This is a genomic window from Limibacillus halophilus (assembly GCF_014191775.1).
Taxonomy (GTDB): domain Bacteria; phylum Pseudomonadota; class Alphaproteobacteria; order Kiloniellales; family CECT-8803; genus Limibacillus; species Limibacillus halophilus.
Genome location: NZ_JACHXA010000001.1, coordinates 407542 through 429890 on the forward strand (window position 1 = coordinate 407542; position 22349 = coordinate 429890).

19 protein-coding genes are annotated in these 22349 nt (G+C 58.8%); 12 read left to right on the forward strand and 7 right to left on the reverse strand.

Going from position 1 to position 22349, the window contains the following annotated elements; translation table 11 throughout:
* The first annotated feature begins 4 nt into the window (after nucleotides 1–4).
* Nucleotides 5–1948 carry an acetate--CoA ligase gene (gene acs / locus FHR98_RS01890; RefSeq protein WP_183414925.1) on the forward strand — a complete coding sequence of 648 codons (1944 nt, stop codon included), beginning with the start codon at nucleotides 5–7 and terminating at the stop codon, nucleotides 1946–1948.
* Between the two features lie 198 nt (nucleotides 1949–2146).
* Nucleotides 2147–2590, forward strand: coding sequence for a DoxX family protein (locus FHR98_RS01895; RefSeq protein WP_183414926.1), 444 nt, complete (start codon nucleotides 2147–2149; stop codon nucleotides 2588–2590).
* 118 nt (nucleotides 2591–2708) lie between these two features.
* Here the strand turns inward: FHR98_RS01895 and FHR98_RS01900 are convergent, their stop codons facing one another.
* Complete coding sequence (locus FHR98_RS01900) at nucleotides 2709–3308, reverse strand: META domain-containing protein (protein ID WP_183414927.1); 600 nt, start codon at nucleotides 3306–3308, stop codon at nucleotides 2709–2711.
* 212 nt (nucleotides 3309–3520) lie between these two features.
* Here FHR98_RS01900 and FHR98_RS01905 point away from each other — a divergent pair, with 212 nt between their 5' ends.
* The 4 genes from FHR98_RS01905 to FHR98_RS01920 are packed head-to-tail and all read left to right on the forward strand — an operon-like array spanning nucleotide 3521 to nucleotide 7090.
* A complete protein-coding gene (locus tag FHR98_RS01905) occupies nucleotides 3521–4225 on the forward strand; it encodes a TetR family transcriptional regulator C-terminal domain-containing protein (RefSeq protein ID WP_183414928.1) in 705 nt (234 codons plus the stop codon).
* Nucleotides 4222–5151, forward strand: coding sequence for an ABC transporter permease (locus FHR98_RS01910; RefSeq protein ID WP_246377315.1), 930 nt, complete (start codon nucleotides 4222–4224; stop codon nucleotides 5149–5151). Before FHR98_RS01905 ends, FHR98_RS01910 begins: the two co-directional genes overlap by 4 nt.
* The gene (locus tag FHR98_RS01915) at nucleotides 5148–5966 is read left to right on the forward strand and encodes an ABC transporter permease (protein ID WP_183414929.1); all 819 of its coding nucleotides are present in this window, start codon (nucleotides 5148–5150) and stop codon (nucleotides 5964–5966) included. Before FHR98_RS01910 ends, FHR98_RS01915 begins: the two co-directional genes overlap by 4 nt.
* Nucleotides 5963–7090 carry an ABC transporter ATP-binding protein gene (locus FHR98_RS01920; RefSeq protein ID WP_183414930.1) on the forward strand — a complete coding sequence of 376 codons (1128 nt, stop codon included), beginning with the start codon at nucleotides 5963–5965 and terminating at the stop codon, nucleotides 7088–7090. Before FHR98_RS01915 ends, FHR98_RS01920 begins: the two co-directional genes overlap by 4 nt.
* Nucleotides 7091–7170: 80 nt before the next feature.
* On the opposite strand, the gene FHR98_RS01925 is transcribed toward FHR98_RS01920, so the two are convergent.
* A complete protein-coding gene (locus tag FHR98_RS01925) occupies nucleotides 7171–8286 on the reverse strand; it encodes an ABC transporter substrate-binding protein (protein ID WP_183414931.1) in 1116 nt (371 codons plus the stop codon).
* A 162-nt stretch (nucleotides 8287–8448) separates the two neighbouring features.
* Nucleotides 8449–9624, reverse strand: coding sequence for an acyl-CoA dehydrogenase family protein (locus FHR98_RS01930; RefSeq protein ID WP_221205670.1), 1176 nt, complete (start codon nucleotides 9622–9624; stop codon nucleotides 8449–8451).
* 212 nt (nucleotides 9625–9836) lie between these two features.
* Here FHR98_RS01930 and FHR98_RS01935 point away from each other — a divergent pair, with 212 nt between their 5' ends.
* Genes FHR98_RS01935 through FHR98_RS01955 form a run of 5 tightly spaced genes read left to right on the forward strand, consistent with a single transcriptional unit; the run spans nucleotide 9837 to nucleotide 17104 of the window.
* A complete protein-coding gene (locus FHR98_RS01935; protein WP_183414933.1) occupies nucleotides 9837–11429 on the forward strand; it encodes a phytoene desaturase family protein in 1593 nt (530 codons plus the stop codon).
* On the forward strand, nucleotides 11429–13021 hold the full coding sequence (locus tag FHR98_RS01940; RefSeq protein WP_183414934.1) for a phytoene desaturase family protein: 1593 nt from the start codon (nucleotides 11429–11431) through the stop codon (nucleotides 13019–13021). Before FHR98_RS01935 ends, FHR98_RS01940 begins: the two co-directional genes overlap by 1 nt.
* A 1-nt stretch (nucleotide 13022) precedes the next feature.
* Nucleotides 13023–14180: an aminomethyl transferase family protein gene (locus FHR98_RS01945; protein ID WP_183414935.1), complete on the forward strand. Its 1158-nt coding sequence runs from the start codon at nucleotides 13023–13025 to the stop codon at nucleotides 14178–14180.
* A 53-nt stretch (nucleotides 14181–14233) separates the two neighbouring features.
* Nucleotides 14234–16285, forward strand: a complete 2052-nt coding sequence (locus FHR98_RS01950; RefSeq protein WP_183414936.1) for an oxidoreductase — start codon at nucleotides 14234–14236, stop codon at nucleotides 16283–16285.
* Between the two features lie 33 nt (nucleotides 16286–16318).
* Complete coding sequence (locus FHR98_RS01955; RefSeq protein WP_183414937.1) at nucleotides 16319–17104, forward strand: methyltransferase domain-containing protein; 786 nt, start codon at nucleotides 16319–16321, stop codon at nucleotides 17102–17104.
* Nucleotides 17105–17126: 22 nt separating this feature from the next.
* Here FHR98_RS01955 and FHR98_RS01960 read toward each other — a convergent pair whose 3' ends face one another.
* On the reverse strand, nucleotides 17127–18341 hold the full coding sequence (locus FHR98_RS01960) for an aromatic ring-hydroxylating oxygenase subunit alpha (protein ID WP_183414938.1): 1215 nt from the start codon (nucleotides 18339–18341) through the stop codon (nucleotides 17127–17129).
* Nucleotides 18342–18508: 167 nt separating this feature from the next.
* Here FHR98_RS01960 and FHR98_RS01965 point away from each other — a divergent pair, with 167 nt between their 5' ends.
* Nucleotides 18509–18910, forward strand: coding sequence for a GFA family protein (locus tag FHR98_RS01965; protein WP_183414939.1), 402 nt, complete (start codon nucleotides 18509–18511; stop codon nucleotides 18908–18910).
* A gap of 415 nt (nucleotides 18911–19325) precedes the next feature.
* On the opposite strand, the gene FHR98_RS01970 is transcribed toward FHR98_RS01965, so the two are convergent.
* The 3 genes from FHR98_RS01970 to FHR98_RS01980 all read right to left on the reverse strand — a co-directional run bounded on the left by FHR98_RS01970 (nucleotide 19326) and on the right by FHR98_RS01980 (nucleotide 22347).
* A complete protein-coding gene (locus tag FHR98_RS01970; protein ID WP_183414940.1) occupies nucleotides 19326–20846 on the reverse strand; it encodes an aminotransferase-like domain-containing protein in 1521 nt (506 codons plus the stop codon).
* 145 nt (nucleotides 20847–20991) lie between these two features.
* Nucleotides 20992–21681, reverse strand: a complete 690-nt coding sequence (gene mtgA / locus FHR98_RS01975; RefSeq protein ID WP_183414941.1) for a monofunctional biosynthetic peptidoglycan transglycosylase — start codon at nucleotides 21679–21681, stop codon at nucleotides 20992–20994.
* Between the two features lie 132 nt (nucleotides 21682–21813).
* Entirely contained in the window at nucleotides 21814–22347 is a 534-nt protein-coding gene (locus FHR98_RS01980) for a peroxiredoxin (RefSeq protein WP_183414942.1), read from the reverse strand.
* Nucleotides 22348–22349 lie beyond the last annotated feature (2 nt).

The window sequence follows — 22349 nt, forward strand, 5'->3', positions numbered from 1 at the left end:
GATCATGAGTGAGGTCAAGACCTATCCGGTGTCAACCAACGCAAGTCAGCGCGCCTGGATCGACGAATCCAAATATTTCGAGATGTACGAAAAGTCGATCAAGAACCCAGACGCCTTTTGGGGCGAACAAGGCAAGCAATTGGATTGGATCAAGCCGTACACCAAGGTCAAGAACGCGAGCTTCGAGCCAGACAATGTGTCGATCAAGTGGTTTGAGGACGGCACACTCAACGCCTCATACAACTGTCTCGACCGTCATTTGGCTGAGCGTGGCGATCAGACAGCGATTATCTGGGAAGGCGACGATCCCGGCGAAGACAAGAAGATCACCTATCGTGAGCTTCACGAGATGGTTTGCCGACTGGCCGGGGGGTTGAAATCACTGGGTGCCAAGAAAGGCGATCGCATTACCATCTACATGCCGATGATTCCCGAGGCTGCTGCAGCAATGCTGGCCTGTGCGCGGATCGGTGCAATTCATTCGGTGGTTTTTGGTGGTTTTTCGCCGGATTCGCTGGCCAATCGTATTCAGGACTGCGACTCCAATATTTTGATCACCGCCGACGAAGGATTGCGTGGTGGCCGCAAGGTGCCGCTGAAGAAGAATGCGGATGCGGCAATGGCCAATTGTCCGTCGATCAAGCACTGCGTCGTCGTCAAGCGGACCGGCGGCGACATAGGCTGGCAGAGCGGGCGGGACGTCTGGCACCACGAACTTTGTGCTCAGGCGTCGCCGGATACGCCCGCCGCGGAAATGAGCGCCGAGGACCCTCTGTTCATTCTCTATACCTCCGGTTCCACCGGTAAGCCCAAGGGTGTGTTGCACACCACGGGCGGGTATCTGCTGTTCAGCGCCATGACCCACAAGTACGTGTTCGATTATCACGACGGTGACATTTATTGGTGCACCGCAGACGTGGGTTGGGTGACGGGGCACAGCTACATCGTTTATGGACCGCTGGCCAACGGGGCGGTCACACTGATGTTCGAAGGCGTCCCAAATTACCCGGACGCCTCTCGTTTCTGGCAGGTTTGCGACAAGCACAAGGTCAATATTTTTTACACCGCGCCGACGGCGATCCGAGCCTTGATGCGCGAAGGCGAGGAACCGGTGAAATCCACTGATCGCTCCTCACTCCGGTTGCTGGGGTCGGTCGGTGAACCTATCAACCCAGAGGCCTGGAAGTGGTACCACGAGGTTGTCGGAGACGAGCGCTGCCCAATTGTTGATACTTGGTGGCAGACCGAAACCGGTGGCATTCTCATCACGCCCCTGCCTGGCGCAACGCCCCTGAAGCCCGGTTCGGCGACCCGGCCGTTCTTCGGGGTGCAGCCTCAGATCGTCGATGCCGATGGCAAGCCTCTCGAAGGCGCTTGCGAGGGCAATCTATGCATGACTACCTCTTGGCCGGGGCAGATGCGGACGGTCTTCGGCGATCATGAACGCTTCGTACAGACCTATTTTTCCACCTATCCTGGGCGCTATTTTACAGGGGATGGATGCCGACGGGACGAGGACGGCTACTACTGGATTACCGGGCGCGTGGACGATGTAATCAATGTCTCGGGCCACCGGATGGGAACCGCCGAGGTCGAGAGTTCGCTCGTTGCCCACCCGAAGGTTTCCGAGGCGGCGGTCGTTGGATATCCGCACGATATCAAAGGACAGGGTATCTACGCCTATGTCACGCTGCTCGTGGGCGAAGAGCCGACGGAGGAGCTTCGTAAGGAGCTCGTTCAGTGGGTACGCAAGGATATCGGCCCGATCGCCAGCCCGGACCTGATTCAGTGGGCGCCAGGGTTGCCGAAAACCCGCTCCGGCAAGATCATGCGCAGGATTCTGCGCAAGATCGCTGAGAACGATGCTTCAAACCTCGGTGATACCTCGACGCTGGCGGACCCGAGCGTGGTTGCGGATCTGGTTGAGAATCGCATGAACCAAGGCTGAGTACGCTCCGCAGCAAGCGACCTGCGCAGGCGCTGCTGTTACGGAACCCACAGGCGGCGGGATCGAGTCCCGCCGCCTTTTCCTTTGGGAAAACCTGCGGGCTCTGTTGCGTCAATATATATGCAATTGCAATTATATTGACGCCGAGGCACTCCCTCGTTATATTACATGCAAATGCATCTAATGGAGGATGAGACAATGCCCCTCGATAAAAAGTTAGGACCTCATGCGGTGTTGCTGTTACGCGTCTCCCTGGGGATCATGTTCCTCGCCCATTCGGTGATCCTTAAGCTGATCGTCTTCACGTTGCCTGGAACCGCACAGTTTTTTACCTCTATCGGCCTGCCCGGCGCGCTGGCCTATCTCGTGTTCGCGATGGAGGTCGTGGGCGGTGTCATGCTGATCCTAGGCATACAGGCGCGGTGGGTGGCGCTGGCTCTGACGCCAATCCTTGTGGGGGCCACTTGGGTTCACATCGGCAATGGCTGGGTGTTCACGGCGCAAAACGGCGGATGGGAATACCCGCTGTACCTTGTCGTGCTGTCGGTCAGTCAGTTCCTCTTGGGGGATGGTAGCTGTGCCTTGAAGCCATCGTTTCGCCTTTCGGAGGCAGGTGTCGCCGCGGAGCGGGTTGAGGCTTAGGAGATACGCCGAACGACAATTGTCGGGGGCCAAGCAGTGGGATCGCGAGAGGTTCAACTCATAAAAACAGAGCGAGCGACCTCACGCGATACCGTGTTTGTGGTGATGTCGGCGGCGATCACGGATCCGCGGTCGGCACGCCGCAGCTTTGGCACTTGAGACGCCCTGGAAAAGGCTTATTTTTGCCGGTGCCTGCGTTGGCTTGGCCGACCTGCGACGGCTCCATCGCTAAAAGCACCCGACCGGCACCGTCCAGCAACTCCAACCGCCCATCCACACGCCGCAAGTCCCGCATTTTCCCGAGTGCAGCGAGAAATTCTTTCTCGGACGTGCCCTCCCTGGCGAAGCAGGCCATCCGCGTGGTGGCGAGCGGAGCGGCAGTCAACATCCCGTCATGCGTCCTTCGAAGCTTTCCCGTAACGCGATTGCACCCCGTCCAGCCGTGAATAGCGCCTTCGGTATCAAGTTGCAGCCATGGCTCTTCATTGGCTGCAGTCTCTCCTTGGGCGCTGTTGGCGTTTGGCTGAACGGCCATGCGCCAAGCGCCGAGAAAGGGTTCAAAAGGATCACCACCCGCAAGCGCATTTGATGCGATATTGCCGGAGAGTACGGCAACCAACGGCAGGGCGAGCATCAAGCGGCATCCATGTGAAGCGGAGCGGAGGGCAAAGAGCAGTTGCAGGCTTCGTGACGCTGCGGTGATCCATGTTGGCGGCATCAACCCTACCTTCCCCGAGTTCGTGAACCACAGGCTCTATAATTGAACAAACATTCAGCCAAAAATTTTCTTTGATCCCTTCGGCCTTTATCGCATGATGATAGATGAATGCCTGAGGCGGTGAAAGTCGCTATGGTGCCGTGTTTTCCTGTTCCAGATATGATCTCGGCGTGTTCTGGGGCCAGGAACCAGAGGAGGAATCAACGCTCAGTATGCATCAGAGAAACGCGGGCACAGCGCCGACCAGACGGGCCGAACGCAAGGAGGCGACGCGGCAACAGTTGATCGCTGCGACGATCGATTGCATAGCGGCCAGCGGTTTTGCGGAAACGACGCTTTCAAAGGTGTCCGAGCGCGCTAAGGTCTCCCGCGGCCTGGTCAACTTTCACTTCGAAAGCAAGGATCAGCTGCTGATCGAAACGCTGCGGCATCTCACTCAGGAATACCTGACCTTCTGGCGAAGGGCCGTCGAGAAACCGGAGTACAGCCCGGCCCAGCGTTTGGTGGCTTTGATCCAGGCGGATTTTCATCCTCAGGTCTGTAATCGCAAAAAAATCGCTGTTTGGTATGCCTTTTGGGGTGAGGCGAAATCGAGGCCCATTTACATGGCAATCAGCGCCAAGGCTGACGGCGCTTTCGCGCAAATGTTGGAGAGCCTTTGTACGCAGATCGTCTTGGAAGGTAAGTATGATGTTGATCCGGACCTCGCCGCCAGGGGATTGCGGTCGCTGATTGACGGACAGTGGCTAGAGCTTCTGCTGTCTCCGGCAAGTTTTGACCGCGAGCGTTCGAAGCGCTTGTGTCGCCTTTTCGCCCATCAACTCTTCCCGAAGCATATCGATCGGCCAAGTGCTGAACCCGGTGCGACCTCCACTGATGATGACAGCGACCGCTTGCAGACAGAGGGCGATGGATGAGCGATGTTGCGATGACAAAGCCCGGTCACGGAACGCCAAGCGGCCTTCGTCGGCGTTTGAGCCGTTTCTACCGAGCAAGCCAGGCGCTGCGTGGTTTGACCTTGGCTTCACCGGCCCTCTTCGTCGTCGTAACACTCCTGGCCATGCCTATCGCGCTGCTGGTCCTTTACAGCTTCTGGACTCAGAACTACGTCGATATCGATACCAATCTGACGACGGCAAACTACGAGAAGATTGCTTCCAGAACGATCTATCTGAAGGTTTTTCTGCGTTCGGTGGGAATTTCGGGACTGGTGACGCTGCTCACCGTCCTGTTAGCCTATCCGTTAGCCTACTATGTTGCCTTCGATGTGAAGCGCCGCAAGGTTATCTGGCTGATTCTCATAACCCTGCCTTTTTGGACCAGCTATTTGCTCAGGGTTTTCGCCTGGAAAATTATCCTGGGTTATGACGGGGTCATTAATTCCGGCCTCGCCTGGCTTGGTGTCATACGAGAACCGCTTGAGTTTTTGCTCTACAACCCGACGGCGGTCATCATCACTCTGGCGCACGCCTGGGCTGCCTTCGCCATCCTGCCCATCTACGTATCCCTTGAAAAGATCGACCGTTCTTACCTGGAAGCGGCAACAGACCTCGGTGATGGTCCGGTTGCCCGGTTCTGGCGCATCACCTTTCCGTTGTCGTTGCCCGGTGTGATTGCCGCCTCGATCGTTATCTTCATACCGACAGTCGGCGACTATGTGACCCCGACATTGGTGGGCGGTCCGAGCGGGTTGATGATCGCCAATCTGATTCAGACACAGTTTAGCAAGGCCAACGACTGGCCCTTGGGCGCAGCTTTGGCGGTTGCCTCGATGGTGACCGTGACCTTGATAGCCTGCGCCTTCGTATTGATTGCCAAGAAGCTGACGGAGCGCATCGGATGAGTGTCACGACTTTCGAGAAAGCAGGACGGCGTTGGCGTGGCGGTTATGCCTTTTTCTATCTGGGCTTTCTCTATGTCCCGGTGCTGTTTCTGCCGCTCTTTTCGTTGAACGACTCCATTTACATAGCCCTGCCGCTTAAGGACCTGACGTTCAAGTGGTACGCAACGCTTTGGACGAATGAACAGATGCATGCAGCGCTTGGGAACTCATTGAAGGTCGCCGTTACCGCTGCCGTGCTTTCGACGGCCCTGGCCATGTTCGCGGCCCGCGCATTCACCCGCTACAGTTTTCGAGGCCAGCGGCCGGTTCTGGGCTTGGTCATGCTGCCAATGGTCATGCCGGAGATTATCGTCGGGGTTTCACTGCTGGTGCTGTTTTCGCAGGTCGGGATCGGGCTGGGCCTGCATTCGGTGGCGGTGGGTCACACGCTCATCTGCCTGCCTTTTGCGGTTGCCGTATTGATGTCCCGGCTCGAAGGGTTCGACAAAAGCTTGGAAGAAGCCTCCCAGGACTTGGGTGAGACCGGTTGGATGACTTTCTGGCGGGTAACCTTCCCCCTGGTCATGCCCGGTATCGTCGCCAGCCTGCTTTTGACCTTCACGATATCTTTCGATGAATTCATCATAGCCTTCTTCCTTTCTTCAACCGAAGGCACCTTGCCAGTGTTCATCTGGAGCCAGCTTCGCTTCCCGAATAAGCTGCCGGGTACTCTGGCGCTAGGCGCCTTGATCCTCCTCTCCTCATTCTTTGTCGTGGCGCTTGCGGAGTGGGTGCGCCGTCGCGGCAGTGGCATCGGAGGCCAGACACCCCTATGACAAATCAAACCAGCGACATCACGCGCTTCATCGACATCCAACAAGTCACCAAGAACTTCAGTGCGGTCCGCGCCGTGGACAACGTCGACTTAACCATTCGTCGCGGCGAGTTCTTTTCGCTGTTGGGGCCGTCCGGCTGCGGCAAGACGACTTTGCTGCGCATGCTGGCAGGATTCGAAGCGCCCAGTGAAGGTGAAATCTATATCGACCAACAACCGATGTCGGCGGTTCCGCCACATCTGCGTCCCACGAATATGGTGTTTCAAAGCTACGCCATATTCCCGCATCTGAACGTGGGGCAGAACATAGCTTATGGCCTTCGCAAGTTGCGCCTGCCTGCCTCGGATGTCCAAAAGCAGGTTGAGGAGATGCTGGCGCTTATCAAGCTTCCCGGCTACGCCGAGCGGCGCGCAGACCAGCTTTCCGGTGGGCAGCGGCAGCGGGTAGCTCTGGCGCGCGCGCTGATTCGCCAGCCCAAGGTTCTGCTGCTCGATGAACCGCTCGGTGCCCTGGACAAGAAACTGCGCGAACAGATGCAGCTTGAGTTGCGAGAGTTACAGGAGCGGCTAGGCATCACCTTTGTGTTTGTAACCCACGATCAGGAAGAGGCCCTGACCATGTCGGACCGCATCGCGGTCATGCACGCGGGCAAAATCCTCCAGGTTGCCGACCCGCACGGACTCTACGAACGACCCAATTGCGCACGCGTCGCGGCGTTCATAGGCTCGATGAACTTCGCGCCGGCCGAAGTGCGCGGCCTGGAGGGCGACCGGCTGGCGGTTCAGGCCGCGGGATTCGGGGCGGTGAACGCTTCGGCCAATGGCCACGCCTGGAATGCTGGCGACAGAATCATGGTGGCCGTGCGTCCGGAGAAACTTGGTCTGACCACCGAGCGGCCCGAACGCCAGGGCCTGCATTCGGTCAACGGCAAGGTCGCCGCGGCGGCCTACCTTGGCGACCGCAGCCACTACTACGTCAAGCTTGAGGGCGTCGACAGTCCCCTGGCGGTCTCTGCGCAGAATGCCGACCGTAGCGTCGAGGGATGGCTCGAAGCCGGCGTCGATGTCTGGGTCACCTGGTCAGATAACGCATTGGTGGTCTTGCCCGCCGATCAGGACGGGTGAGCCGGAGCAGTCTCTGCCCTTGGAAAAAGGGCCCGACTAGAAGCCGGGCCCTTTCCTCTTTCGATCAGCTCTGAACAGGATCAACCGCCCAGCTTAACCGTCTCGAAGATTTCAATCATCTTCTCGCGCTTCTCCGGCACGATCTCACCCTGGAACCGAGTTCCCTTGAGGAACTTCGTCAGGTCGTCGGTTAGACCAAGCTCCTTGGCCAGATCGGATTCGGAGATCTTGTAGGATTGCGCGTTCGCGTGGCCGTAACCCCATTCATCGATCAAGACCTTGCCGACGTTCGGGTCCAGCGTGGCATTGAGGTATTCGTAGGCAAGATTCTCGTCACCTGGCCCATCGGCGTTCAGCACGAAACCGCACATCCAGGTCGAGAGGCCTTCCGTCGGGAACATGAACTTGACCGGCACCTCTTCCCAGCGCAGTGAGATGTAGCTGTCCGTCCAGGCCCAGGCCGCGAGAATTTCACCAGCGGCGATGGACTGTTGCAATGCCGTCGGGTCGCCCCAGTAGAAGCGGATATTCTTATGTAGCTCGCGCAGCACTTCGGCGCACTTCTGCATCTCGTCGTCGCTGAGATCCATGTGGCTTTCGTAGCCCAGGATACCGGCCGCGATGACGAAGGCCTCGTCAACCGAATCGAAGATCGAAACGCGGCCGCGCAAGGCTGGATCGAGCAAGAGATTGTAGCTCTGCGCTGCGTTAGGCAACTCGTCGTCTCGGTAGATGATGGTGGAATTTCCCCAATCGAAGGGCATCATCCAAATCTTGCCGTCATGCTGGATGCCCTTGGCCCCCAGCATATCCGAGGGAATCTCGTTCCAACGGGGTACGCGGCTCGTATCAATGGGCTTCAAGAGCCCGGAATCCCGCCAGCGCGCTACCGAAAGGGTGCAGGGATGAGACATGTCGACCTTGAAGCCAGCGCGCAGCTTCTGGTAGGCCTCCTCTTCCTCGGCAAAGATCGCATAGTTGGGCGGCTCGCCGTGCTTATCGACGAACTCTTGGCAGAGCGTCGGATCGTCGTAGCCGGACCATTCAAAGACCGTCAGGTTCGGTGCGGCGAAAGCGCGCCGCGCGGTTGGCGATGTCGCGACCAGCGTCGCTCCGGCAGCGGCCATGACCTTGCCGAATTCGCGCCGGTTCAAGCCCGCCTTCATCAGCGCCTGTTGGATGTTTCTCCGTTTCATCGAAGCCTCCTTCCCTTGCCGCCTATGTGTTGGGTTTGCTGATCTGCTGCTCTTGCCTTTTGTCGGCGGCCCATGATGGCAAAAGCTTCCCATAAAGTTGTTTCGTTGTCCAATCGTTCAGTGAAAGGGACGCAATTGGCAGCGCCCGTCGGCTCTTCGTCCTTACCCAACTAGCGCACCCGCACCCCGCTTTGCCAACTGTCCGGCGATAATGATGCGCTGGATTTCACTTGTGCCTTCCCAGATGCGATCGACCCGCAATTCACGGTAAAACCGCTCGGCGACGTTCTCGCGCATGTAGCCGCGACCGCCGAATATCTGTACAGCCCTGTCGGCGACCCGGTTTGCCATTTCCGAAGCATAGAGCTTGGCCATCGAGCATTGCGCGTGCAGCAACTTCACGTCTTCTCCTGCGTCATGGGCCTCTGCCAGACGATAGGTCATGAGGCGCGCCGCCCAAAGCTCCGTTACGCTGTCCGCCAGCATGGCCTGGATCAACTGATTTTCGATGACCGGCCGACCGAACGCCTTTCGCTCTTTGGCAAAGCTGCTGGCCTCGTCGATCAGGCGCTCGGCAGCGCCGCAGCAGCGAGCGGCGATCATGAGACGCTCGTAGCGGAACCAGTCATGCGTGAAGTTCATGCCCTGGCCTTCCCGCCCAATCAGATTCTCGGCGGGTACCTTCACCGAATTGAAGGCGACCACCGGATGATGGTGGCTATAGGTGTGGCTGTAGGCCGGCGTGCGCAGCACATCGACGCCCTGTGAGTCCTTGTCGATGAAAAACAATGCGTGGGCGCCATCGTTTGGTCCGCCGTCGATCTTGGCCTGCACAATCAGATGGTCGGCGTGATTGAAACTTGTTACGTGCCACTTCTCGCCGTCGATAAAATAGCCGCCGCTGCTCGGTCGCGCCGTTGTACGTATAGCGTCGACATCCGACCCTGCTTCGGCCTCGGTAATCGCATAGCATTCGCTACGGTCGCCGCGGATTGTCGGCTCCACCCAGGTTTTCATCTGCTTGGGGGTCGCGGCCTCAACGATACAGCGGGCGGGCGTGGTGACGATCCATCCCAGGCCGTTGGTCACACGCCCAATCTGCTCGGATACCACTGCCTGTTCGAGGAAGCTCAGCCCGCCGCCGCCCAGATCGCGCGGAATGTTCATTGCCCGCAAGCCGAGATCGCTGACTTGCCGTTCCAACCGGGCCTGGACGCCGGGCGGAAACTCACCTTCGTGCATCTCCGCATAGATTTCGTGCGGGATCAGCTCCTGATCCACGAACGTGCGAACGCTCTTCTGTTGCTTTCGGACCGATGCGGGCAAGGGGTATGCCAAGGGCCTTGTCTCCTCAATAATCCACATTTGAATATTATGAGCAAATTACGATTAGCACAATGAAATAACTACATTTTAACAAAAGTCATTGAATGAAGGGTCAATCAGCGACTGGACAGTATGGGTGAGTTGCCCTACAAATGGTGGGATGTCGGAGCCACGGGGGTGCGGTGCTGTTAAGGTGCCGTCCCCTAGTCTGAGGGACGTCGCGCATGAAGCAATGGGACGCCATCGTCGTTGGGGCCGGTCACAATGGTCTTACGGCTGCGGCTTATCTGGCGCGTGCCGGATTGTCGGTTCTAGTGCTTGAACGCCGGGATATTGTCGGCGGCGCAGCGGTTAGTGAGGAACGCCACGAAGGATTCCTCTATTCATCCTGCTCTTATGTTTGCAGCCTTCTACGGGCAGAGATCATGCGCGATCTTGAGCTTTCGCGTTTCGGCTTGCGTATCATTCCCTATGAAAACTCAACAACACTCGGCCGGGATGGCCGCTATGTCGGTTTCTATGCGGACCACGACCGCACGCGGCGCTCCCTGGCACGACTTTCGCCGCGCGACGCGGAGGCATACGAAACCTTTAACCGGGATATTTACCGACAGTGCCGCCTGATCCGCCCTTTGCTGCTGAAGACACCGCCCGACCCGACGTCCATGAAGCCGCGCGATCTCAGGAGACTGCTTGATCTAGGCAGGGCGTTTGGGCAGCTGGGCGAAGATGGCATCTACCAAGCCATGCAATTCTGGACCATGAGTTGCGGCGATTTTTTGGACCGCTACTTCGAGTCCGATCTGCTGAAGGGGAGCCTGGCCGGAAACTCCATCATCGGTACCGCGCTCGGCCCCTATTCGCCCGGCAGTGCCTATGTGTTGCTGCACCACGTGATGGGAGAGTTGGACGGCCATGTTGGGGCCTGGGGCTTTGCGGTCGGTGGAATGGGCGCCATCAGCCAGGCGCTCGCCGCCGCCGCCGGGAGTCACGGCGCGGAGATCCGGACAGGAGCGGAAGTCGATCAATTCTTGATCCGTGACGGCGAGGTTCAAGGCGTGGTCCTTGCCAATGGTGAGGAGATTCGCGCGCGCCACGTTGTCTCAAATCTCGACTTCAAGCGAACCTTCCTGAAGTTGGTGCCTGAAAAGGAGTTGGCACCCGATTTCCTGGAGGGCGTTCGTAACTTCAAGATAAGGGGTTCCAGCGGCAAGCTGAACATAGCGCTCGACCGGCTGCCCGACTTTCCGGCGCTGCGCGACGAACCGACCCTCAAGCGCGGTGGCATCATGATCAGCGAGTCCATGGAGTACATGGAACGCGGATACGACGACTGGAAGCGCGGCGCCTGGTCGAAGAAGCCCTTCCTCGATATCGTTTTGCCTTCCACGCTCGATCCGACCATGGCGCCTCCCGATCAACATTATATGAGCGTCTTCGTGCAGTACGTTCCGGCCAAGCTTGCCGATGGCGACTGGACGCCGGAAAAGCGCGATGCTTTTGGCGAGACGGTGCTGTCCACGATCGAGGCCCATTGTCCCGGCATTCGGGAAAGCATTCTCGATTGTTGGGTGCGCACGCCCTGGGATCTGGAGAATGAGGTCGGCTTGACCGAAGGTAACATCTTTCAGGGCGAACTGACGCTTGACCAACTGCTCTTTAACCGGCCGCTGCCGGGTTATGCGCAATACCGAGGGCCGCTGCGCGGTCTTTATATGTGCGGCTCCAGTACGCACCCGGGCGGCGGTGTCATGGGCGCGCCGGGCGCCAATGCCGCGAGGGAAGTCCTGGTCGATATTGGCCGGAGGGTCGTCTGATGGCGCAATACGACGCAATAATCATCGGTGGCGGCATCAACGGGCTCGTGACCACGGGATTGCTTCAGAAGGCTGGCCTGTCAACGCTTTTGCTGGAGGCGGGCGGTGGTTTTGGCGGGTTAGCCGCACAGGTTGATGCGGAAGGACAACCGCAGGCGCCCAGCCTGGCGCAGAGCGGTATGATTTCGCCCTCGGTTTTCCGGAGTCTGAATCTAAGCAGCCAGGGCCTGAGCGTTCAGCCTGAACGGCTGGATCAGGAATTTCATCATCCAGGCTATGACAGCTTCAGGCTCTTTGCCGGGGACGCGGACCAGCAGCAGGCTGTCATGAGTCGGTTCAGCCCCAGGGACGCGGACAGGTTGCCGGTCTTCAGAGCGCGGCTTACGCGCTTGGCGTCGGCTCTGAAACCCTTTCTGGAGCGGACGCCGCCGCGCTTGGCCGAAATGGTGCTCGCGGATCGCCTGGAGCTTTTGCGCTTGGGGGTTTCCCTGAAGCGCCTTGGCCGGGCCGATCTTCGCGATTTTCTGCGGATCATAGCCATGAATGAGGCAGACTTGCTCGAAGAAGTCTTTGAATCAGAGGCCGCGCAAAGCCTGTTCGCCTTCGATGGCGTCTTGGGAAATCTCTTCGGTCCCCGTTCACCCAACACGGTCTTCACGCTCCTTTACCGTTGGGCGACGGCCTTTGATGGCGCAAGCGGTTCGCCTGTGCGGCCGCTTGGCGGCGCACACGCCTTGGTTGGCGCGCTGGTGCGCCAGGCGCGCAGCTTGGGAGCCGTTCTGAGGTCCGAAGCCGAAGTCGAGCGCGTGTTGCTTGTCGATGATCGTGCTGCCGCGGTTCGTCTGACAAGTGGCGAAGAAGTCGGCGCGCCGCTGATCCTATCGAGCCTGCACCCCGGCCGCTCCTGCCTAGATCTTTTGGGTGTCGAGCATATGGACGCCGATTGGGTCCGCAATCTGCAGCACGCCCGCGGGCGTGGGGTCAATGCGGCGTTGACTCTTTCGCTTGCCGGCCTGCCCGAGACCGAGGGAAGCGCTGCTGGATGGCTGCGCCGCCGCTTTGTGTTTGCCGGCGGTATCCGAGCACTGGAGGCGGCTCACGACAGCGCAAAGTATGGCGAGCTGCCTGATGATCCGCCTTTCGAAGCGAGCGTATCCACAGGCGAGAAACCCGGGACGTTCCGCATGCAGGTGACGGCGCAGTACTGCCCGGAGAACCTCAAGGTATCCAGTTGGCAGCAAGAGGGAGAGAAACTTCAGAGATCGATCCTCCGGCGCCTGGAGGAGGCCTATCCAGGCTTCAATGCCTGTGTCGAAGGCGTCAGGATGCAGACCCCGTCGGATTTGGCTGCGTCCTACGGTTTACCCGGCGGTCACTGGCATCATCTCGAACTGGGGCTCGATCAGATCTATCTTCTGCGACCCCTGCCCGGTTGGGGTCAGTACAGCACGCCAGTCGAAGGGTTTTTTCTCTGCGGGGCCGGTTGCCATCCAGGCGGCGGATTGCAAGGCGCCGCTGGCGCCAACGCAGCCCATCGGGCGCTACTGCACCACAAGGCCCGGAACAAGACACTACGCGCAAAAGGAGGTTGATGTGGAACCGCCAGTTCTCAAGCGGACACCCTTCCACGCGCGTATCGCGCCACTCAATCTCCTCAATGCCTGGGAACCCTGGCAAGGCTGGACGACGGCCAGCGTGCTCTATTCGGAGCAGGACGAGTATTTTGGTATCCGGACCGGCGCCTCGCTCTATGACGTATCACCGATGATCAAGTATCGGCTGACCGGACGTGATGCGGCCCGGGTCGTTGATCGCATCATGACGCGTGACATATCCAAGCTGATGCCGGGTCGGGCGGCATACAGTCCTTGGTGCGACGGCAAGGGCCGGGTGATCGAGGAAGGTACGATTTTCCGCCTGGGAGAAAATGATTTCCGGATCAATTGCGCCGAACATCTGCTGACATGGTTCGAGGCGTCGGCTTGGGGTTTTGACTGTCAGGTGCGCGACGAAAGCGACGAGATCGCGGGATTGGCCCTGCAAGGGCCTCTTTCGCGCGCGCTCTTGCAAGACCTGGGTTTGGAAGGCGCCGCAAGTCTTCCTTACCTCGGGTTAGAGCGCTTCGACTTTGGCAGCCATGGAATCTTGGTCAGCCGGACCGGGTTTACCGGAGATTTGGGATATGAACTCTGGGTGGCGCCGGAAGATGCCCTCGCCCTTTGGGATCGCATCATGGAGATGAGGCACCGCCGCTACATTCGGGTTATAGGCGCAAGGGCCTTGAATACGGCCCGTATCGAAGCTGGCCATATTCAGGTTCGTGCGGAGTACGTACCCGCACATCTTGCTGTACGTGAGTCGCAGATGCGCAGCCCCTATGGGCTGGGTTTGGGTTGGGCGGTGCACCTGGAAAAACCGCATTTCAACGGCCGTCGTGCGCTGATCAAGGAACGGGCAAAGGGCGGTCCACCCAAACGCTTGGTTGGGATCGATATCCAGGGCCGCAAACCCGCAGACGGCGCTTACTTGTATGATGGGAAAAGAGAAGTCGGTCAGGTTACCTCCGCCACCTGGTCGCCGGTTCTCAAACGCAACATCGCGTTGGCAACGGTCGATGCCGCTTTTGCAACCCCGGGCACGATGTTGAGCGCTGAGATTTACTACGTGAAAGAGATTACCCAGGCGAAGGTGGAAGCATCGGTAAGGGTCGTGGATCACAGATTCTATCAGCCGGATCACCGACGGCTTTGATTGGGCGTGTTTGGAGGTCGTCTTTGCAACGTAAGTCTTAAGTCAGGAACACCATGACCCGCGACCCTCGTTACGATGTGCTTTTTGAGCCGGTTCGGATCGGGCCCTTGACGGCGCGCAATCGCTTCTACCAAGTGCCACACTGTTCAGGTATGGGAAGGGCTTGGCCTCAAGCATTGGCAGCTATGCGGGCCATGAAGGCCGCGGGCGGCTGGGCCGTGGTGAATACCGAATACTGTTCCATCCATCCCTCATCGGACGACACGCCCTACCCTTACGCCAGTCTTTGGGATGCGGGCGATGTGCGGGCCAATGCGCGGATGACCGAGGCCGTTCATGATCAAGGAGCGCTGGCCGGCGTAGAGCTGTGGCATGGCGGAAACTATGTGGGGAATCTCGCAAGCCGCGAGCCGCCTATCGATATTATGAGTCTGCCTTCCCGTACCGATCCGGTGCAGAGCCGGGTTCTTTACAAGGACGATATACGCGCTCTGCGGCGCTGGCACAGCGACGCCGCCAAACGCGCCGTCGAGGCTGGATTCGACCTTGTTTACGTCTATGCGACCCACGCCTACTTGCTTGATCACTTTCTTTCACCGGTGAGCAATCAAAGAACGGATGAGTACGGGGGCTCCCTGGAGAACCGCGTGCGCATCCTCCGCGAATTGCTCATTGAAACCCGTGAGGCCATCGGCCCGGACCGTGCCTTGGCGGTGCGCTTCACGGCGGCGAATCTGGGAGGAAAAGGCGCCCCGACCGAAGAGCTGCGCGAGATGCTGTCGATCCTTGGGCCACTAGCAGATATCTGGGATTTGGTGGTGGATGACTACACGCTGGAGATGGGTAGCTCCCGGTTCGTCGAGGAAGGTGCGCAAGAATCATACTTGGCGGGCCTGCGTCAGTTGCTCGGCAAGCCCGTGGTCGGCGTGGGTCGCTTCACCTCGCCGGACACCATGGTCGGCATGGTAAAACGCGGCGTCCTGGATTTCATCGGCGCGGCGCGCCCCTCGATCGCCGACCCTTTCTTGCCGCGCAAGATCGAGGAAGGTCGGTTAGAGGAGATTCGCGAGTGTATTGGCTGCAACATCTGTTATGCCTCGAACTCGCGCGGCAACCCCATTCGGTGCACGCAGAATCCGACGATGGGCGAAGAGTGGCGAAGTGGCTGGCACCCTGAACAGATTGAACCCGCCGGCTCCAAGGATTCCATTCTGGTCGTCGGGGCGGGGCCCGCCGGGCTGGAGGCCGCCGTCGCCTTGGCGCGTCGCGGTTATGCGGTGACCTTGGCCGAAGCTTCCGACACCCTTGGCGGGCGGGTTACCCGCGAAAGCCGCTTGCCGGGCCTCGCGGCCTGGGGACGGGTACGCGATCATCGTTTGGAACTGATGAAGGGGCTGCCGAACCTGCAAGTCTATCCGGCGAGCCGCATGAGTGCGGCGGATGTGCTTGGATTTGGCGCGCCGGTGGTGGCACTGGCCACGGGGGCGGCGTGGCGACGTGACGGCATCGGCCGACTGCACCGTGCGCCGCAGCCTGGGTTCGACTCGGCGGCCGTTTTGACGCCGGACGACCTGATGTCACCTGAGGTCCCCGACCTGCCACCCGGTCCTGTCGTCATCTATGACGATGACCGCTATTACATGGCGGCGGTGTTGGCCGAGAAGCTCGCTCTTGGAGGGCGGGCGGTAACGCTTGTGACAACGGGTGGGACGGCTGCCGCCTGGGCCTATTTCACCGAGGAGCTGGATCGGACCAACGCGCGTTTGTTATCGCTAGGCGTGACGCTTCGCACCAGCAGCGCCGTTGTGTCCTTCGATGGCGCGGGTGCGGAGGTGTCTTGTCTCTTCTCCGATCGTCGAGAAGTATTGGCCGCTGTCGGGCTTGTGACGGTAACGGCACGCAGCCCGGAGGATTTACTCTATCGGCAGCTTATCCAGAACCCGGCGGCGTTGCGGGACTCGGGGATCAGGTTGCTGCAGCGGGTCGGTGATTGTCTGGCGCCGGCGCTGATCGCCCATGCGGTACATGCGGGGCATAGGTTCGCCCGGGAACTCGATGCATCCAAGCCCTGGGACGCCGCAAGACGTGAGCTAGCCGCCCCATGAAACGGGTGGAAATCGGATCAAAGGGAGAAAACCATGAGTGGTCAGCATGAGGAAGAGTACAGCGATAGCCTGATCGATTTCCTGGAGGTGGTTTGGGGCGAAGGCTACCTCTCTCCGGGCGGTGGCGAGGAGGTCTCGCGGATTCTGGAAGGCCTGTCTCTTGCTGGTCGGCGTGTGCTGGATATCGGATGCGGTTCGGGAGGAATCGCGATGGAGTTGGTAACTCGCTATGCGGCGGGGGCTGTCGTCGGGATTGATGTGGAAGCCGGCGTTCTCAAACGCGCAGAGACACGCATTGCCGCCGCTGGCCTTGCCGACCGCATCACATTGCGCAAGGTGGCGCCTGGACCGCTCCCATTCAAAGAGACGGCTTTCGATATCGTTTTCAGCAAAGACTCGATGATCCATATACCAGACAAGGAGGCCCTTTTTGCCGACGTCTTCCGGGTCCTCAAGCCCGGCGGTTGGTTTGTTGCCAGCGACTGGCTCATCAGTCACGACGGCGAACCATCGGACGACATGAAAGCCTACGTAGCACTGGAGGGCTTGAGTTTTGGCATGGCCTCTCCGCAGCGCTATGCCAAAGCGCTCGAAAGCGCCGGGTTTGTCGAGGTTGCGCTCAGCAATCGGAATGCCTGGTACCGATCGGTGGCGGAGCGCGAGCTATCCGCCATCGCCGGGGAGCTTTACGGACCGGCCTGCGAGGCGGCGGGCCGGGAAACGGTCGATCACAACATTCGAACCTGGGAATCGATGCTGAAAGTCCTGCGCAGCGGCGAACATTGCCCGCACCACCTGCGCGCTAGGAAACCAGCCTAGCCAGGGACGGAGAACCAGCCATTCAGTCCTGATAGTGCTCGCGGTCCAGCTTTGCAAGTTCGCCGGGGGCCGGAGGCTCCGGCAATCGGGAACCAGGAACGGCTTCATGTATCAAGTCATGGAAATGCCGAACCGAGGTTTCGTATTCCGACAGGGGGCCGAGTTCGTATCCGTGACTTCCCAAGCCTTGCTGCACGCGGTGACAAAGCTGAAAATCCTCCGCGGCGACCTGACCGTTTATTCGGCCATTGAGGTAACGAAGCGCGCGCATCTCCCGGCGGCTATCGGCGTGGCCGTAAACCAAGGTTCGGACTTTCGAACGCTTCGGGCCGAGCGGAAGGATCTGGAAGAAATCCACACAGTCCGGATAGACGTCGATTCCGAGATTGGGCGGCATGGAAAAGAACATCCAACGTTTGGCGCGCTCGCCGGACAGGTGTGACAAGGCTTTGCCTGATAGCGCCTGATAGTGACGTTCGCTCCAGTTGGATGAGGGCCGATCTTTCATCCGCGATATCGAATAGGCCACACCGTGGGCGTTCGCTTCGCCCAACAGGTCATTGTCCAGCATACGGTGATATCCGGGGTGGCCAATTGGAATGTGGTAGTTTTCAAGATTGTTGTCGATTGCGACCTTCCAGTTGACCTCCCAAATATCTTCCCAGCTTTCCTCCAGCCGTTCCATGCTGGGAATGTCGTAGGGCGCCAGCAATTTGGCGAAGTCACCCCATATGTCGGCGACGCTGGGCCCACCTTCGGGATCATCGGCGGCGGCGACACGCACGAAGATGAAGCCGTGCAGTACCTCAAGGTCGACCTGACGCAAGCCGTGATCTTCTTTCACAAGCCCAGGGAAGCTGGCCTCGGACGGCACTGCCGCGAGGCGGCCGTCGAGGCGATAGTTCCAGCCATGATAAGGGCAGATGATCCGCTTTTTGCAGCGGCCTTCTCCCTCCAGCAGCTTGGAGGCGCGGTGCCGGCAAACGTTCTGGAACGCACGCAAGGCGCCGGTCTCATCGCGTACGATCAGAATGCTGTCGCGCATTAGTTGCAGGGTGAAATAGCTGCCGGGGGCGGCCACGTCGGAAACGTGACAGGCAATCTGCCAGGACGGTAGGAGCACGCGCTGGTACTCAAGCTCCAGCATCTCGGCGTTGCCATAGGTCCAGGCAGGCAGCCCGGCCCTCAGCGGCGTATCGTTTTCCGCTTCCGGCTTAAGCTCCTCATCGTATGACATAGCGCCCTCAAACGTTTGTAAGGTTTATGATTAAATGAAGTTTATTGAACAAACGTATAGCGAAATTATGTGATTTTGTCAAGTGAAGTGCCGACTTCCATCTGTCGTCGAATGATACGACAGGAATAGACTGACGCAATGATTCGGGAATGGGAAGGATTGAATCGATGTTGCTCAAGGGAGGCTGCCTTTGCGGCGATCTGCGCTACAGCATTGAAACTGCGGGAGGGGTCGCGGATTACTGTCACTGTGTTTACTGCCGACGAGCAAGTGGGGCGCCAGTGGTTGCCTGGCTGCAGGTTCCGCCCGCGCAATTCACACTGCTTTCTGGCAATGTACGGCACTTCACCGCAGCGCCAGGAAGTCACCGTCACTTCTGCGCAAGGTGCGGCGCTCAGGTCTATATGTCGGACGACGAGGGTCGGTCGATCGGCATCGCCATTGCCGGTTTGGATGATCCGGAGCAGGTGTCGCCCTCGGCCCACGGGTTTGCGGCGCGGAAACTGAATTGGTTGACATTAGTGGACGACTTGCCGCGGTACCCTGGCCCACCGCCGCATGACGAATAGCCGAGAGACAGACCTGAAAATTTGGAACTCCGCTAAATCCGGTCGACCTCACAATCAAACAGGCCTGGCCGGCATTGTATTGCGGGGCCAAGTGCGACTCATCCGGACAGTGTAAAGCCAAACACAATGGTTCTATTTTACAACGACAAAAAACGTATTGATTAGAACCAAATTATATGCATAGTACTAACCGACGAGACAACGAGACGGCACACGGGGGACGACCAAGACGGAATTAAAAACTGAGAATGCCGTGCCAACTTCCGATGTTTGGGCAAAACAGAAAAGTCGCCGTAATCCATACATTGGTAGGTTGGGCCTTGGGGGGTCAGGTGGCATATCTCGTGAGAAGATCGGTCAACGATCCTGATGTATGCTCGACGTTCAAGCCCTGGCTTCTCGGCCGGGGCTTTTTTTACGCTCTCGTCGCGATCAGCTTTCGGATCACCTGTTCAAGTTCCTTAAGGTAAGTTGTGATTTTTTCTGCCGGTACCGCTGTGTACCCAAGAACCAATCCCTGCTTTCTACGTGCTTCCAGGTAGTGTTTGGAAACCGCGGTTACGGTAATTCCGGCGGAAGCGCAGGCTTTTTCGATCTCGCCATCGCTGACTTTGGCGGCAACCCCATTTGTCAGGTAACAGCAAATCTCGCTACCGGGCTGACTGGGTACCGGCTCGAGCAGGTCGTCGAGGTGCTGCCCCAACCCCTCAACCATCGCCGTATGTCGTTCGGCGAGATGAGTCCGCACGCGCCGGAGGTGTGCTGCGAAATGGCCTTGATCGAGGAAGCGCGAGAACGCCGGCTGAATCAGTGTCGATATCGAGTAGTCAGCCCCGGCGCGCGCGCGCTCGAAAGAGTCTACGAGATCCTCCGGTACAACGACGTAGCCCATTTTTATATCCGGCAGGCAGGTCCTCGAGAAACTCCCGATGCGCAGGACCCGGTCGTAGCCACCCCGACTCCTAGTATCCAGACGCAGCAGAGAATCGTCCGGTTGGTGGCCCGATCCGCGCACTTCGGGTATTCCGTCCTCGATGATCCAAGCGCCGGTCTCGGCGGCCCAGCCCAAAAGCTTGAGCTTCCGGCTCAATGAAAGATTGACGCCAAGCGGAAAGTGATTGGAAGGGTTTACCACCGCGAGGCGGGCATCTGGCGCCAACCCTATGCCGTGCTCGACCATCAAACCTTCATCGTCAACCGGCACCGGGACCATGACCATATCCGCGGCCAGCAGCGGCTCTCGCAGATGCCGTGGCCCAGGGTCCTCAACCCAGATGCTGTCGCCGGGATCCGCAAGCATACGGGCTATGAGATCGACGGCCTGAACGGACAGGCCGGTCATTATGATCTGCTGAGGCAAGCGTCGAATGCCTTGGGTCTTATGGAGGTGGTCTGCGATGGCCTCGCGAAGCGGCCAGTATCCACTTGGGCTAGTACTCTCTAGGAGCGCACCGCCGAGTTCCTGCTGTGTGCTCATCACAAGACGTGCCCAGACATCGAAAGGGAAAAGGGAGCCATCCGCCAAACCCGGGATGAATGCAGGTTTGCGCGGGCCTTTGAACGGCGGCGTGAAGCGAGACAAACGCTCTCCTCGGTCGGAAAGGAAACGCTTGCGCTGCGAATGCTTCGGAGCTTGATCTCGCCGCATCTCCAACACGGACGTCGGCAAAACCTTGGACACATAGGTGCCAGACCCAACACGGCTTTCAATGAATCCGGCTTCTATGAGGAGTTGGAAAGCGCCAATCACCGTATTTCGTGAACATTGCAGATCGTCGGCGAGATTGCGGGTAGGCGGCAGCTTCGTTCCAGGTGCGAGATTGCCTTGTAAAATAAGGTCACGCAGACTGTTGCTGAGGATTTGGTAGTGCGGCAGTTCTTCGTCATGGCGAAGGGCATCGCGCAGGTCCTCAATCCAAATCCATGCTCCACTCATTCTATGTTTCTCATTCCTGCCGCGGTCATTCACCCAAGTAGGGCCGATCAATGGGCACCATTAAATTGGACCCACAACTTATAATACATAGAGTGAGGCCTTGTAACCAATTTTACAGGGTTGATTGAAGCCTTTGGTTGTCGGCTCAATCGTGCAAGCAAGCGTCCAATCGGTCCCGCTCGACAATGGCCATCCGCTGTCGGTAGGTCGCGGCGCGATTGAGCACGTTCTTGCTGGGGTTGCTGGCCGACCAGTTGAGCGGCGACGGCAGGACCGCGGCGAGTTGGGCAGCCTGCTGGCGGCTCAGGTCGGCGGCGCTACGGGAAAAGTGATGGCGTGCCGCCGCCTCAGCACCATAAATTCCCGGCCCCCATTCCGCGTTGTTCAGGTACAACTCCAGGATACGGGATTTGCTCCAGGCCGCTTCGACCAGGAGTGTGAAGTAAGCCTCAAGTCCCTTGCGCAACCAGCTTCGACCGGGCCAAAGGTACAGGTTCTTGGCGGTCTGCATCGTAAGCGTGCTAGCACCCTTCAGGCGCCCGCCGGATTGATTGTTATCCCAGGCCCTTTCTATTGCCTGCCAATCGAATCCGCTGTGCAGACAAAATCGGCTGTCTTCTGCGCCGATCACGGCCCGAACCAGGTGTGGTGATATCTGGCTAAGCGCTACCCTGTCACGATGGGGCGGATGGCCCTCGACCCAGCGGATCACCATCAAGGGTGTGCCGGGCGGATCGACAATGCGATAAAGCCCTACCCAGAGCAGCGAGACGACGAAACAAAGAAGGGCGCCACGAAGCAGGAATCGTGCGGAGCGTTTGAAGAGTCGCTTCATGGTTCGGAGTTATCGCCTATAGCCGTCATTGGGCAAGCATAGGCAGGCGCGCGCGTTAAAGAAAGAACGCCGACCCGCGGTTCTCGCGGATCGGCGCTCAAAACAAAACCGTTGCCTCGTTACACCCTGAGATCAGGCTGCGAGCTTTTCGAGATTCTCCAGCAGATTCTCCGGTGAGGACTCGCCGTACGGATCGGTCTCACAGTTGTCGGAGAAGCCAGGCTCTTCGTACCAGGATTCGATCTTGCCGTCGTTGACAATGGCCGCATAACGCCAGGAGCGCATGCCGAAGCCCAAGTTGTCCTTGCAAACCAACATCCCCATCTTGCGGGTGAACTCGCCCGAGCCGTCGGGAATCAGCTTCACGTTCGTCAGTCCCTGCTGCTTACCCCACGCGTTCATCACGAAGGCATCGTTGACAGAGATACAATAAATATCCTCAATCCCCTTCTCCTTGAAGGTCTCGGCCAGCTTTTCGAAGTTGGGAAGCTGGTACGTCGAGCAAGTCGGCGTGAAGGCGCCAGGCAGCGAGAACATCACGACGCGCTTGCCTTTGAAGAAATCGTCGCTGGTTACGTCCTGCCAGCGGTAGGGGTTCGGGCCTTCAATAGACTCGTCGCGGACACGGGTCTTGAAGGTTACCTGGGGAACGGTGCGGCCAATCATTT